The following is a 15,671-nucleotide window of genomic DNA, read 5'->3' as shown; positions in this document are numbered from 1 at the left end:
TTGGTGTCCTCGAATAATCCTGAAATCACAATCCTCATTCTTTGTACCAATAAACACCCCCAAACCAAATTCAACAGTGCATCAGGTGGCTGGAATACCAAGGCTGTTTCTACCTTGGGATGCGAGATATTTTACTATTTCCTAGCAGGGATTTTGATTAACTCACCTTCAATAATGCGGCATTTGATTATCTGCCCGCACCAATGGTGCTCAACATCCACAGGTTTGTCGTTGTTGTTATATAGAAGAAGCATATCAGGGAAGACTGCGGTCCAGACACCGTCAGACTTGCCATCAATTTCTGGAGCGCCTTTTAGGCCTGGTTTGAACTGTTCGGGATGGTAAACTGCCTTATAAACCAACTCCCTAAAGGTTTGATCTTTTGGCTTTGGTTCCTTTGAATATCTAATTATCAAGCCTTTGCCTAGCGAGAATATGGTGGTTTCTGCAGTCGTCGATGATGAGCGGTTTCCGGCAGATAAAATTATTCCTAAGTCATCTCGGCCTTCAACATCTGTTGGGGGTTTTGGCATTCCAGCGACGAGTATGCCGCCGCTTTTAATCCATTTTACAATTTTCTGCATAACTGTGCGCTCCACAACCGAGCCTTGTAGCCATATGAGCACACGAATTTTGCTATTTTCAAGATAGCCATCTTCAATTAGAAGTTCGTCTGCCACCTCAAAGTCCGTGATGTCGCGTAGAGAGTCAGCAGTGTGAATTGCGGGCCACAGGTCGCCATTCATTCGGTACCATGTTGTTGGGCAATAAACGGCAACGTCGGTAATCGAGGGTATGCCACGATAGAGGTGTATCCACCTCAAGCCATCTAGTTTGTGCTTGTCCCATTCATAGCTGAACATTTCGGTTGCGCCATTGCTAGCGTCCATGAAGACCCGGCGAAGGAAGGTTCTCCTATCGAGACCTCCAGCAGGCTCAGTGGTGAGTGGAATGCCATAGAACCGATAGGCAGTTCCATACCATCTGTCGCCAAATGGCTTTCCGTGGCAGTCGGCTGGTTGGAGTCTAATCTTGCCATTTGAGCTTCTCACCTTCAGCTCTCCGATAGCTTTTGCATACCCTGGACAGTATGTTCCCCAGGCGATTGGGTTTACACCACCTGCAGAGCCGCCTGGCTTCATCTTTAGCTTCTGAGGAGGGAAATATCTGCAGGCAATTTTTGCTACTTCAACCGAGAAGTCAATGATCGATTGGTGATACCACTTGATGAAATCCACCCAGCGCCGTCGTGACTTTGGATCGTTGCGTTCTTCAGCTTTCAGCACCCTTCCTGCTTTTATCTCGGGTGGAAACTCTAGGTCTTCCCATTTACGGAAATTGGTCCCCCAAGCTTTGTTCAATGACTCTAGACTGCGGTAGTGCTTTTGAAAATCTTCGCAGAAAGCTTTGCGGGCGTATTTATCGCCACACCAATAGCCTTCGTGGCAATGGCCAATTTTCACCCAATCGGGAATTGGAAGCGGGTAATTCCCTTCCCCATAAGGGCCGACAAGCCCAACGTAGGTTCTCCCGATTTTCCCGCCAAGCGCCTTTGACATTTCCTTGTAGAATCGGTCGAACCATTTAAGGGTTGCAGGATCCCATATTGAAAATGTATACGTTTCCTCGTCATGCTCAAGGCATTTCATCATTGTGAAATGACTAGGAGCATCAGGTTCGTTTGGCAACTTCCCCTCGCGCATCCAGGCAGGCGGATTTTGGAGCCAAAGATATGGATCATATTCCAAACCTCCTGCATTTTGCTTCTTGGCAACTTCTATCTGTCTGCTCCAATCCCATTTGCCAGGTTCGCGTTCAACCGCACCCCATGCCACATAGTCTTCGTATGCCTTTATGCCAGTCTTGGCGTATGCTGACCAGTTTTCCGCCGGCGGCACAGGTTCGCCGTTAAACGCAGGATCCGGAAATGCTCCAACCGGTGAATGTTGGATCCATAATACGCTGAAATTGCCAGTAATGATAGGCAGATTCATCTTTTGCTTGTTTGCTGTAGACTCAGAGGCGGCTAATGATGCCGTTGTCAATGCGATAAGTATGTAAGTTATCTTTATCATTGCTGATTCTTTTCTCCCTTGGAAGACTATATAGCAGTTGGAGCTTAGCATCAAAGAACAAGAAATAGGTTTTGTTCTCGCCATTTGATAAGTTTGGTAGCTTAAGGTTAAAAGAAAATCAATGTTGCTATTGATTTAGCAATACGGAGTTTGGAATCCTGCTTATCTAAATGTTGTGAATTCCATAAAAACAAAAGGCCAGGGCATGCCCCGGCCTTTCATCAACAATTTTTCATTTGTCAGTTTATCCGTTCTTGCGCTCGAACTCTTTCATGAATGAGACGAGGGCGTCTACAGCATCCTGACCTACGGCATTATAAATGCTTGCACGGAGCCCGCCAACAGATCGGTGACCTTTTAGACCTACTAATCCTTCTTTTTTAGCTTCGTTGACAAAGGCTTCTTCGAGTTCCTCGCTTGGCAGGCGCCAAACTACGTTCATAATTGAGCGGCTTTCCTTGTCAGCAGGGGTAATCCAAAAGTCGCTTGAGTCTAGCACATCATAGATTGCCTTTGCTTTTGCTTCGTTTATTTTCTGTATTGCTTCTATGCCACCGAGAGAGGTTACCCAATCGGTCACGAGTTTTAGAATGTAGACCGCCCATGTATTTGGCGTGTTGTAAAGGCTCTTTTCCTCTGCGTGCGTCTTGTATCGTAGGAATATTGGAACATCTTCTGGACAGCGATCCATCAGGTCTTTTCGGATGATAACGAGAGCTAATCCTGATGGCCCTAGGTTTTTTTGCGCCCCAGCGTAAATCAATCCAAACTGATTTACGTCTATCACTCTGGACATTATCTCACTCGACATATCGGCGACCAATGGGGCTGTAGTTTTTGGGAATGTAGGATAGCGGATGCCTCCTATCGTCTCATTTGAGCATATGTGTACATATTCGGCATCAGGACTCAAGTTGAGCTCGCTCTCTTTCGGAATGCGCATGTAGTTTTCGTCCTTGCCGTCCCAAGCGATATTAACACTTCCAGTAACCTTGGCTTCTTTGATTGCTTTTGATGACCAACTTCCTGTGTGGATATAGTCAGCCGTCTTTCCTTTTCTGCGCAGATTCATTGGAATCATAGCGAACTGAAGGCTTGCTCCTCCTTGAAGGAAAAGGACGGCATAGTCGTCCGAGATTCCCATAAGCTTTCGGACGTTTTCCTCTGCCGCGTCGTTTAGCGCGGAGTAGAACTTCGAGCGATGGGACATTTCCATGACAGACATGCCCTCGCCTCCACAATCGAGCATTTCCGCCTGTGCCTTCTCAAGAACAGGGAGAGGGAGGGCGGCGGGTCCGGCATTGAAGTTGTATACTCGTGCCATGCGTTGCTCCTTGAATAGAGATTTCGTAGTTCTATATTACCAGATAAGCGCTATGGCGTGCAAGACGTTGACTTGATTTGGTTAACGGTCCCCCGGCGGCTTGTAATCCCAATCGTTATATGTTATAATTTATTCGAAAATTGAGACCGCGGTAGACGGGGCTAAAATAAATTGGATTTCTCTGTTCATTCGCTGGGCAGCGGGAGTTCGGGAAACTCCATGCTGGTCCAGGCCGGGGGTACGAAAATTCTACTTGATGCGGGTTTGTCTGTGCGGCAGCTCAAAAAGAGGCTGTCGAAATTTTACGTATCGCTGGCCGACCTAGATGCTATCTTCCTTACCCACGAACATGGCGACCATTCTAAAAGCGCCTATGTATTATCTCGTTTTTACAATATCCCAGTTGTTGCGAACTTTGCAACCCTTTCAGAAATTGCTTTCGGGCAAATTCCCTCAAATTGGTTGGTTATAGAGACCGGGTCGTCTTTAGCATTGAAGGATATTCTTGTCGAGTCATTCCCAGTCTCCCATGATGCGGTCGAGCCAGTGGGATATAACGTTTATTACAAGTTCTGGAAAGTATCGTTGGTAACAGATACAGGGGTGGCCAGAAAAGATATCCTTGAGAAGGTTGAAGGTGCAAACTTAGCGATTGTTGAGTCAAATCACGATGTTGAAAAGTTAATTAGCGGTCCATACCCGTGGTTCCTAAAATCTCGAATATTGAGCAATCGCGGCCACCTTTCAAATGAAGCGGCGGCGAATTTGATATTAGAGCATGCATCGAGCGGCCGCCCTACATGTTATTGGCTTGCGCATCTTAGTGAAACGAACAACTCTCCTCGCTTGGCTCGCAAATATGTTCAGCGCCAGCTTTCTAAAGCCGGCCTTAGGAATGCTGTACTTGAGGTAGCCCTTCGCGATACCGTAAGCCTAACCTGGCGGCCAGGCAAACGCAGTTATCAACGAAAATTGTTCTGAGATGCCCCACATTTCAAAGCTGGCAAAGGTTTGTTTTTGATATCAATTGCCAATTTTTGCCCAAGGTCCACCTTTGTTTGCTGACATTTGCTGTTGGACTGTGTGGAATTTCTCAATTATCCGGCTGCCAGAAGTGAGATCCCAAATTGAAGTGCCTTTCAGTCTAAGGCCGAGGACTGTGGTTATCCAAGCTGGCCCCCAGCCGCTTTCAACGCACCATGCTCCCCAGCCAATGTCGCCCGAAGCCGACCAATAGTCCCATTTGCGGTAGTCGAAGGCTCTGAACCAAGTCCCATCTAAATAGGGAATTTTCGGTGCTTTAACTTGGATGCGGCAGAGGAATTCTGCCAACTTATCCTCGGCTTGTTTTAACCGTTTGTCTCCAGTAGCGGCATATGCTTCATGGAATCCAAGAAGCGCAAAGCCGGTTGTGTAAAGCTGGTCGCTTGCTGGATCGCCGTTCTCTTGTATTAGTGGGGTCTCGGTAGTTCCATATGCTTCGTTTGATTGAGGTATGTTGAAACCGGTTGGCCCACTGCCAAAGAGTTCTTGAATTGCTCCCGACTTGTCCTGCCTAGCAATCAGGTCGTCTGCAATTTGATACAGCCACTGTCGGTGTAAGGGAGTATCCTCTAGTCGAACTAGCCAGGCAAGGCAGAGAAGCATTCTCGAGCGCTCAATGCTGTCTTTCCATCGCCAACCATTGGGATATGCCTCCATTGTCATGCGGATTGCCGTTTTTGTTCGTTCGATGAATGGCTTATAGCCGGTCTGCTTGTATGCCCAAAGGTTGCACGCCCAAAGGTATGACTCATGATGAGGTGAATAGTTGATTGTCGGCGAGTCATTATATGCTTTCCATCCTTGTGCTTCAATATTTGGCATGTCAATACGGTCACCTCGAAAGCCGAGTGTGCCGGTAGTACGCAAGTTTGCGAGAAGGATGCGTAGGAGGTTCTCATCCCATCTATCTGTATTTAGGCATGCGGCGGCGACCATAGTGCTTAGTGCAACACGTGCGTTGTCATCGCTGTAGTTGGCAATCTCCCACGCTGGAGCGATGTTCCCCCAACTGATGAGTCCGAAGGCTGGGTGCTCGGGATTACCTCTTTCTCGGCTGTGCATGCCCGATGTGAAGTAAACATAGTCTAGCAAGTTCTGCGCAACATTTCGGCTTTTCGCATCCCCATTTACCGCCCAGCTGAGCGCAAGCACCATTGCCACCTCTGCGTTGCAGTCTGAGCGAATAGGTATTCTTTGGTCTTGGCTTCCATCATATCTAATTTGGGAAGCATAGCCTTCTAGAATGCCGTGCGAGCCATCGCCGGAAGCAGAATCGGGTCTGGGAACAGGCCTGGTTTCAAGTCCCGCTTTCAGCAGCCGGTGTATTTCTTCTTCTTCAGATGAGTGTATAAGAAGGCGGGAATGATGATAGTATTCTACTGCCTTTTTGAAGGCCCGTGCTTCGAAGTCCTTTGGTAGCGGTTGACTTGGCCCAAACATTGGTCTGACAATGGGCGTCCACTCGATGCTTGGGCGGTTCTCAGGGTCGAGGACGGAAAGTATATGTTCCCAGACAGCCTGCCAAGCTTTAGTTGGAGCATACCTGCTGGTGATGAAACTGCTCAATTTGGTCGTTGCAATTAGAAGGTTTTCTTTTTCAAAAAGGGCGGGATGTGTTTCTTGTGGAAGGCCGAAGACTGCTTTGTCAAATCCTGCCACCCGGGCAAATACAAGAAGTGGCTTTTCTGCTTTGCATGGTATAAAGACGCATTCGTGAGCAGTAAGGATTTGAAGCATTGGTAAGTGTTCACCGAATGTGCTTGATGCTACGACTATGCGTTCCCAACACACCTTTCTTGGCTCGGCTAGCTCTATATTCGGTATAGCTTCTGGATATTCAATATAAAGCTTAAGCCTTTTATTGGCGGCAATGTCAAAAACTGCAGGGTCGATGTGGATTCGTACGCTTGGGTAACCATCAGCGAGTACGAGGACTCCCGACCCTGGCTTGGCATGCTTGACAGCGTCTATGGCCGTATCGGATCTGGGGCATTTATATCCACAGCTTTTTAGGGCCGAATATAAGTCATTTTTAATGCTTGAGCAGAAAGATAGGTTCAATTCTTTGCCTCCTGCGCAACATGTCGAGCTTATCAAAATTAGAACAAAGCAGAGCGAAATTTTGGAATTTTTCATACTGGGCGTTCCTCTGTGGACACTTTCCAGTCCTCACCCACTTTCTGGCCGGAATGAATGCACCCATCTGCCGTGCGAAGACGGTGGAAGGATACATCAATCCAGTCCTTGGGGCATGATGCTCCAATCTGGGTCTCCCCCCAGTAGTCGGAAACCAGGGCATCGTTAAGTGCTTGGAGGTAAAGGCCGTGGCTGGTGACGTAGAAAGGACTTCCGACTGCTCCTGAGGTTTCGTATATCTGAATCCAATCTGGGTCAACATATTTTCCCCGTAGGAATTGGCCAAGCTCGTGGAGCAAACCATCGGCATCCTTCATGTGTGACGCGGCGAGGAGATATGCGGCAAGTGTCCACCCGTAATATATGTTCTCTCTAACTCCGGCACAGATATCGTAACGTCGTTCGTAGGCACGAAGCACATGGTCATCCACCTGTCGCATTGGTAGGAAAATTAGTGGGTTGAGCTGGACAGGATGTTTTTCTTTGCCTATTTGCTCGCTTCCTGATTGTCCTTCGCAAGTAGCACATACCCCAGATGTTTCATCATATAGGCGCTTGAAAGCAAGTCCATCGGTGAGAATCTGTTTCCAGCGGTCAAACTCGGGTTCGTGCTGGTCAAGTTCCTCAGCCATTTCTAGTGCAATCTTGAGCGCATAATGAGCGCTAAAAAGAGCGCAAAGGTAGTTTTTAGCATTTATTCCGCCCATTTCATCCTGCCCCATCGAGGGTTTGATTTGGATGCCCCAAGTCCTATCATCTTCTGGTTTTAGGATTGAGCCGAAGAACCGCGCCGATTCTTTGACAATAGGCCAGGCTACCTCTAATGTCCACTCTTGATTTCGAATATGCATGGCAGCTTCACGAGCCATTCTTGCTGGGTACGCGGCGTTGTGGATTTCAAATTGGCAATAGTTTGGGTAGCCGTCGCTTAAGAGTTTTGAATCAGGCCCGATTGGGAATTCCCATGCCCACATTGCACCCTCGGCGCCGTAAACCCTCCTAGTATACTCCTGCATGTTCTGAAGCCTTTGGCGGTAGAATTCAACCCACGAGCGGGCAATGTCGAGATGTCCTAGTCTTAGGAGGGCAGGGTGAATAAATGAGAGATCCTGTGGGAATCCAAATGGCCAACAGTTACCAGACCATCCGTTCGGGGGTGCTGGGGCTCGAACATCTGGCGCATAGCTTGACAACACATAGAATAAGGACCTTGCCCAAAGTGCTTGGTACTGCGGCACAGGAATGTTTATAAATGCATCGCCCCATCGCCTATGCCAGGCTTGCGCTGCTTCTGCGGCGAATTGCTCAGGCGAGCGAATCGAATCAAGTTCGTGCTCAATTTCTTGCTTACGGTGAGCGCCGCCGACGCCAACTAACAATAAGTGACTTCCACTTTCCCCTTCAAATCTAATATTCAAGCCGTCGGTGCCGGCTTTGATATGGCAATCCCCTTGGGTGCTAATAATCCGCAAGCATAAGAAGCTGTCTGCGTTGCCTACTTTTATGCGGCAAATCCACCTCTTTGCTTCCGAATCAAAGATTATGCCTTGTGCTTTCCCAATCAGATGTTGGTTGTAGTGGGTATGGACGTCCGTCTCAGGCGATACGATTATATCTGGTATTTGCTTTCCAATAGATTCAAATCGCAAGTCTATGGCGAGAAGATCTCGGCGGTAGGGATGAAAATAGGAGGCGATGTCATATCGCAGGCTTGGCCGGCATATTTGCGTTCGAAGCCTGCCTTCATAAATGTCGAGTTCTTGCCGATACTTCAACGGCGGTTCATGTGGTGTAGTTGCCCATGCAATGCGGGCGACCGGTAGCCAGTAGTCAAGCCCCCATGCGCCTCGATGCCAGTGGTCAGCATGCATTAGGCGCGTGTTGCTTATTGTCTCGGATGGCTTCCCGCGAAATCCATTGTTCATCAAGCCATATGCATCAAAGCATGCACCAGCACGGCCACTGCCAATATAGAGATTAACATGTTCTCTTAAACAAAGGGGCCAGGAATTGCGGAGGATCCTCCCAGCTTGGATTGCTTCTCTTAGTTCGTTGCTCATGCGCTGAGAATAGCGAAAATTGAACGAGGTGTCAAGCCTTTGGTGGAGTGGATGTCAAAAAGGAGCGCTGGCTGAAACTGATGTAGTCTGCTAGCGCTCCTTTTGAATAATCAGGTCCGCCTCTGCAACGACCTTCTCGGAGGTCTGCTTGCCGCGTGCCTGAGCTAATACTGATTATGGCAGGCAGATTAGAAGCCTTCAGGGGTTAAATATGCTGGTTTGTAAAAACAAGCATATTTAACAGGATTCGGCCCAGGATGCCTCAGCTTTGATTCCTATTTCTTTTCTTTTAAGTTCTTAATAAAAGGCTCGAATAAATCTATTGGCACTGGGAAAATGGTTGTGCTATTATGTTCACTCGCAACCTCAGTAAGTGTCTGAAGGAACCTAAGCTGGATCGCTGCAGGCTCCTTGCTAATTATCGCCGCAGCTTGAGCCAATTTCTCAGCTGCTTGGAATTCGCCTTCTGCATTGATGATCTTTGCGCGGCGCTCGCGTTCAGTCTCCGCTTGCTTTGCCATCGCGCGCTTCATGCCGTCGGGTAGGATAACATCTCTAATCTCGACGCTCGTAACCTTGACACCCCATGGCTCGGTTTGTTCGTCGATGACTGTTTGAAGGTGTTCGTTTATCTTTTCGCGTTCGGATAGGAGCTCGTCGAGCATTGCTTGACCGACTGTGCTTCGAAGGGTTGTTTGGGCAATTAGAGCCGTCGCTTTTACAAAATTTTCAATCTTCAAAACGGCATCTTGAGCATTTACAACGCGAAAGTAGACAACTGCATCAACGGTGACTGGAACATTATCCCTCGTCATCATCTCCTGCTTGGGCACGTCCATCGTCACAATGCGCAGGTCAATACGAAACAGAGTGTCTACAAATGGAATAATAAATCGTAAGCCAGGCAATTTTACATGGCTGAAGCGTCCCCACCTGAGGACAACTCCTCGTTCGTATTCTTTGATGACCCTTACTGCAGAAGGCATTACTATTGCACCAAAAAAGAAAAGTGCGACAATTATTACCGTAATCGTTACATCTGCTGTCATAGCTGGTTCTCCTTTCTAACCCTGAGCGTTAATTTATCAACTGCAATTATTCGTACCCTTTCCCCCTTTTTTACTGGCTCGCCTTCAGCAATAGCATTCCAGTATTCACCTTCGATAAATACTTTGCCCTTAGGATTAAGGTCGGTTCTGGCTTCCACCACCTGGCCAACTAAGTTTTCAGCACCTGTAACTACTTTGAGTTTTTGAGCGCGTGCGCCTGCACCTACTGCAAACAAGAAGAATCCAGCAGTCAGAATTGTCATTGTTATTACAAGCGTCATCGAGATTCGCATGGCGGGCGTTCTGGTTTCAAAAAGGATTAAAGATCCTATAATAAACGCAATAATCCCTCCTACTGTGAGTATTCCGTGTCCTGGAACAAAGAGATCTGTTACAAAAAGGATTACCCCGAAGGCGATTAGCAAAACTCCTGTTAGGTTGATTGGCAGAATGGCAAACGAGTATAAAGCCAGTAAAAGGGCGATGCCGCCGATTACTCCAGGGAATATTGAGCCGGGATTGTTCAACTCGAAAATAATTCCATATACTGCTATTAGCATGAGGATATAAGCGACATTAGGGTTGCTTATTATATGGAGAAACTTTTCACGAATTGAAGGCGCAATCTCCTTTAAAGTTGCACCTTTGGTGTTTATGGTATGCATTCCATCAGCTGTCTTGACTTTTCTGCCATCAAGCTGATTGAGCAGGTTGCGCATATCTTTGGCAATAATGTCAATGACATTCTTTTTTATAGCTTCCTCTTCGGTTGAGGAGATGCTCTTGCGCACAATCATCTCAGCCCATTCGACATTCCTTCCACGTCGTTTCGCAATGGAGCGTGCGTAGGCTGCAGCGTCGTTTTCAATTTTAGTAGCCATGGTTTTGTCTACTTGCTCACCTCCGATGTTAACCGGATGTGCCGCACCAATGGCTGTTCCAGGACTCATGGCCGCAATATGCGAGGCGAGGGTTATTATCGCACCCGCCGAAGCCGCCCGTGCACCTTGAGGCCAAACGTATACCACTATTGGTACACGGCTATTGAAAAAGTCTTTGACTATGGCGCGCATCGAATCATCTAGGCCACCAGGGGTTTCCAGTTTGATGATAAGCGCTTGGGCGTTATCCTGCTCGGCAATTTCGATTGCTCGGTGAATATATTGAGCAATGGCAGGGCCTATGGGTCCTTCGACTCGAATGACATCTACTGTCGGCGCAGAGGCTGCCATTGCCGATAATGGGAGAAGTATAATTGCTAGAATCGGTGCAAAGGAAGAAAAGGTTTTAGGCATGATTTCTCCTTGCAAGTTTTTACAAAAAAGGCTTTCATTGAAAGCATCTTATAGGTTTTCTTTAGAAAAGTCAAGTAAACCTATTGGGTTTGTCTGATGTGTAAAGATAACCTTTATGAGGAGAATTGCCTTTTGTTTTTTAAGTCCAAAGCCTTTCCCAAAAAGTTGTTGGCTTTGATTTCTCTTGACTCTAATTCCTAGAAGGTGATATAAACTAGTAACAAAACCGGAATCGAGATTTATCGCACTATTTACCGCTTCTTTTAATGAAAGGGATTCGGCGCATGTCTCTCAAAGGGCTCTGGATTCTCCCCATTTTATTTGCTTTGTTTGTTGGTTTTTATGCCAATGCGGCAAATAATTTAATATCTCCTATTGACCCGGCTGATGCAAAAAACATAATACTCGTCGACGAAATTAAGCCGGGTATGAAGGGTTATGGTAAGACGGTCTTCCGAGGTACTAAAATCGAGACCTTTCAGGTTGAAGTTCTTGGCATAATGAAAAGGGTGAACTTCGGCACCGACCTAATTTTGGTTAAGATGACAGGCGGGCCGATTACGGCTCGAGGTGCGAACTTAATCCAGGGAATGAGCGGAAGCCCCATTTATCTGAACGGCAAAATTGCTGGTGCGTTGGCTTACGGCGAGGCTTTTGGAAAAGAGCCCATTGCCATGGTAACGCCAATTCAGTATATGCTAGAAGCGTGGGACCCCAAATTGCCAAGCAAGCCGTCCACATTCTTTCCATTTAGTACCACAGGTCTACAGCGGCCAATTACTCTAAATGGGAAGTCCTATTCGAAAATAAGCATTGACTACGCTGGCACGCAATTGGCACCAGAGCCAGGCGTTCTGTACATGCGTCCGCTTGCCACGCATATATTGGTTAGTAGCATGTCGCCTAGAATTATGGCTTGGCTTAGCGAAAGTCTCAAGCCATTCAATGTGATTCCAATCGCCGGGCCAGGCAGAGCAGTTGACAAAGCAAATCTAAATATAGACATCCAGCCAGGTGCTGCTGTCGGAGTTTCTTTCGTTACTGGTGATCTTGATGCCACGGGGATTGGAACGGTGACTTATCGCCGAGGAAATAAAATAGTTGCCTTCGGACATCCAATGTTCTCAGATGGCTTGATGAACGGCATTGGCCCAATGGCTGCTCCGCTCACTACCGCATATGTGTATGATATATTTCCAAGTATTATGGTCTCGAGTAAGATTGCGGCTCCGGTTAAGACGATTGGATGCGTTTTTCAGGATAGACCCTGGGCTATTGCTGGTGAGATTGGTAGAAAAGCAGAAACCATCCCAGTAATTGTTCACGTCACTGACAAGGCAACCAACCGAAAGAGGGATTTTCATGTCGAAGTAATCAATCATCCGTTGCTTGCAATGAATTTCATTGTGGCAGCAACCGCAGAGGCAATTTTTGAATTAAGGGGCAGCCCAGGCGATGCTACTGCAAATGTGAAACTTCAGGTAACCGCAGAAGAATTAGGTACAATCACACGGGAAAATGTCTTTTTCGATCCCGTCTCGATAGACATGGAATCAGTAAATGAACTTATACAAATTTTGAGCATGCTTCGCTTTAACCCCTTCTATCCGGTAGCAGTTCAGAAAGTAGAATTATGGGCAGACATAACACCGAAGCATCCCACGGCTAAAATCGATCGCGTATTCCTAAAGGAGGCCAAGTACAAGCCAGGCGATACAGTTGAGATTGGCGTTGTGCTTAAGCCTTTCAAAGGCGAAAAACAGACGAAAACCATCAAGCTAGAGCTTCCGAAGAATATGCCGTCGGGAAATTACCAAATACAAATCCGAGGCGGCGCCAGCGCTGGCACGGCGATAGCTGTCTCTGAGGAAGGCGGGCAGGGGTCTTTGATTATTGGTGGGCAGTCGGTTATTTCGCCTTCTAAGCCTGCATTTGAAAACCTCCAGCAAATGGTTAGGAAATTTCTGGAGCGTGAAAAGAACAACGAATTGGTGGCGAAGATCACGCTTCCAAAGCTTGTGCCAAGCATTGGTGGAGAGAAGCTCTCTGGGCTTCCACCCTCCATCGCCGATGCAATGAGATCTTCAAAATCCAGTGCCCTCGCCACAGAGCGCGACGAAATCAAAACCGTTGTTTCAACCGATTGGATCATTCAGGGTATGCAAATGCTTTCAATCTCCGTACAGAAGGTGGAAAAGAGCGAGAAGAAGTCCACGGCGCTAAAGGGCCCTGAAAGTGCACAGCCACCTAGCTCTCAAGCAGGCGAGGAAGGGCAGGATGAAGGTTCGGCTCCGGGGCGTAGTGAAGGCAAACCGTCGGAGATAAATTATTCGGAATTTGGCATACCGTCGTATGGTGATATTCAAACTAGGGTTCTGTCCTCGACGACTGAGCCTTCCACCAAGTCTGAGCCCCAGAAAACAGATAAACAAACCGAGATGCGGGGGAGCAAGCTAGAATCTTCTAAGGGGACTGCTTCTCCTACTACTTCTACAACATCTACTGAAGAGAAGCCGGTGGGCAGAGCGGCATCAGTTTGGAAGCAAACCACGCGTAGCGATTTTATGCTAGGCACCTTTGTAAACACTGCCGCAACTTCTGGCGACCTTCTAGTATTGGCAAGTTCCATTAACCCGTTTTTTGAGTCAAGTGAGACTTTCGTATGGTCCCTTCTTCCGGACGGCAATGGAAACATTTTTGCAGGTACGGGTAACAACGGCATCATATATAAAGTAGCTGCAGATGGAACGGCGTCTGTTTATTATGACTCCGATGAGTTGGCAATCCACAGCTTGGCGTTGGATTCCGCTGGGAATGTCTATGCTGGAACTTCCCCAAATGGGAAGGTTCTGAAAATTGCCGCCGATGGCAAGGCTACCGTGCTTTTCGACGCTGACGAAAAATATATATCGGCTCTTTCACTCGATGGCAAAGGCAACATTTATGTAGCGACTGGTGATAAATGCAAGGTTTACCGAATATCGCCTGACTCAAAGGTAGAAGTCCTGCTCGATACTTCAGAATTCCATGCTCTTTCGCTTGCTGTAGACAGAAACGACAATGTTTACGTTGGCACTGGTCTCAATGGGATAATTTACAAAATTACGCCAGCCGGCAAGGTTAGTGTATTTTATGATGCTGCCGAAGAATCTGTGACGGCGCTTACCGTTAATGAGAGTGGTGTGGTTTTTGCGGGAACATCGCCGAAAGGTGTCATTTACAAGCTAGAGCCAAACGCACCTTCAAAAGTACTTTACGACAAAGCAGGGACGGGAATATATGGCCTTGTTGCCGAAGCTTCTGGGAATGTTTATGCGCTCAATGCGTCTAACGTCTTCAAGATATTTCCGGATGAAACAGTCTGCACCTTAAGCAACGAGCATGATGTGCAATTTCTATCTCTTGCGGTCTCAAATGGTACTTTATTTGCAGGCACTGGAAATATAGGGTCGATTTACCGGGCAGATGTAGGCAAGACAACCGAAGGTACATATGAATCGCCAGTGCACGATTGTGGGCAGGCTTCCTCATGGGGTGTGATTACTTGGACTGCGGAGATTCCCAAGGGTTCATCTGTTACACTACGAACACGCACAGGGTGGGTGGCCGAACCTGATTCCACATGGAGTGAGTGGTCATCTCCCTACCTATCATCTGGTTCAAAGATTGCCAGTCCACCAGGAAGATATATTCAGTATATAGCAACGCTTGCTACCGAAGATGCCTCAATTAGCCCCAAGCTGAGGGATGTTGAAATCGTTTTTCTCCCTAAGAATCAAAGCCCAAAGGTTACGTTTGTCTCGCCTAAGGGAGGAGAAAAATGGTCAAAGAGAAAGACAATCAAGTGGACGGGTGTTGACCCAGATAACGATACTCTAACTTATGAGCTTTTTTGTTCTACCGATAATGGTGCGACTTGGCAGAAGTTGAGCGATAAAGTTAAGTCTGCACTAGAAACGAATAACAACTCGCCGACAGAGCAGTCGTCCGAGAAAAAGGAGCTCAATCGAAAGGCAACTGCGCCGATTAGCATAAAAAACGATGACCCTGAGAAAATGATTGCGGAGATGGCTGCCGAGCTTGAAAAGCATCCCGAAATCCCACAAGATGTAAAAGACAAGATAATGGAACAAGCGCCATCAATTATAGCCGAGGCAAGCAAGCAGGTTAAAGAAAATGCAGATTCAAGAGAAGAGGACAGCAAGGCAGAGGTCAAGACCGATACTTCTTCAACCAAGCAAACAAGCTTTACATGGGATACTTCGAAATATTCTGATGGAACATATCTAATCAAAATTGTAGCTTCAGACAGAACAAGTAATCCTATAGATCCTCTTACTATCGAAGCGATTTCTGAGCCGTTCGTAGTAACGAACAAAGCTCCGAAAGTTTATGCGTTTAAAAAGACTCTCACCATCTTGGCGGACAGGTCTGTGAGGGTAGAGGGTGTGACGTTCCACGACGTAGTGGGGATCGCTGGTGTCCAATTTAAGGTTGACTCTGGAGATTGGATAGCGGCGGCTGCTTCTGATGGCATATTCGATACGCAATTCGAAACTTTCGTAGTAGTGACACAGCCTCTTGACAAAGGAAAGCACACTGTTGAGATTAAGTCAATCGACCAAGCTGGTAATGCGGCGTCAACAAAGTTAGAGGTTGAAATAAACTAGCTGCTCGTATAAAGTTGT

At 47.2% G+C, this 15,671-nt stretch carries 8 protein-coding genes; 2 read left to right on the top strand and 6 right to left on the bottom strand.

The features are described 5' to 3' along the window. Positions 1-134: 134 nt before the first annotated feature. Positions 135-2,075, bottom strand: a complete 1,941-nt coding sequence (locus K6T99_04680; GenBank protein ID MCL6519103.1) for a family 14 glycosylhydrolase — start codon at positions 2,073-2,075, stop codon at positions 135-137. A 244-nt stretch (positions 2,076-2,319) separates the two neighbouring features. Then, the gene (gene serC, locus K6T99_04675; GenBank protein ID MCL6519102.1) at positions 2,320-3,399 is read right to left on the bottom strand and encodes a 3-phosphoserine/phosphohydroxythreonine transaminase; all 1,080 of its coding nucleotides are present in this window, start codon (positions 3,397-3,399) and stop codon (positions 2,320-2,322) included. A 219-nt stretch (positions 3,400-3,618) separates the two neighbouring features. Here serC and K6T99_04670 point away from each other — a divergent pair, with 219 nt between their 5' ends. Then, on the top strand, positions 3,619-4,380 hold the full coding sequence (locus K6T99_04670) for an MBL fold metallo-hydrolase (GenBank protein MCL6519101.1): 762 nt from the start codon (positions 3,619-3,621) through the stop codon (positions 4,378-4,380). A gap of 42 nt (positions 4,381-4,422) precedes the next feature. Here K6T99_04670 and K6T99_04665 read toward each other — a convergent pair whose 3' ends face one another. The 4 genes from K6T99_04665 to K6T99_04650 all read right to left on the bottom strand — a co-directional run bounded on the left by K6T99_04665 (position 4,423) and on the right by K6T99_04650 (position 10,983). After that, positions 4,423-6,504 (bottom strand): hypothetical protein, encoded by a 2,082-nt coding sequence (locus K6T99_04665; protein ID MCL6519100.1) that lies wholly within the window; start codon positions 6,502-6,504, stop codon positions 4,423-4,425. A gap of 71 nt (positions 6,505-6,575) precedes the next feature. Continuing rightward, positions 6,576-8,639, bottom strand: a complete 2,064-nt coding sequence (locus K6T99_04660) for a hypothetical protein (protein ID MCL6519099.1) — start codon at positions 8,637-8,639, stop codon at positions 6,576-6,578. Positions 8,640-8,914: 275 nt separating this feature from the next. Further along, a complete protein-coding gene (locus tag K6T99_04655; protein ID MCL6519098.1) occupies positions 8,915-9,688 on the bottom strand; it encodes an SPFH domain-containing protein in 774 nt (257 codons plus the stop codon). After that, positions 9,685-10,983: a nodulation protein NfeD gene (locus tag K6T99_04650; GenBank protein MCL6519097.1), complete on the bottom strand. Its 1,299-nt coding sequence runs from the start codon at positions 10,981-10,983 to the stop codon at positions 9,685-9,687. Before K6T99_04650 ends, K6T99_04655 begins: the two co-directional genes overlap by 4 nt. A gap of 284 nt (positions 10,984-11,267) precedes the next feature. Between K6T99_04650 and K6T99_04645 the strand changes: the two genes are divergently transcribed. Next, positions 11,268-15,653 carry a hypothetical protein gene (locus tag K6T99_04645; protein MCL6519096.1) on the top strand — a complete coding sequence of 1,462 codons (4,386 nt, stop codon included), beginning with the start codon at positions 11,268-11,270 and terminating at the stop codon, positions 15,651-15,653. Positions 15,654-15,671 lie beyond the last annotated feature (18 nt).

The sequence above is a fragment of the Armatimonadota bacterium genome (assembly GCA_023511795.1).
GTDB lineage: Bacteria > Armatimonadota > UBA5829 > DTJY01 > DTJY01 > JAIMAU01.
The sequence above is the reverse complement of the archived record's forward strand: the minus strand, read 5'-3'. Positions and strand labels throughout refer to the sequence as shown.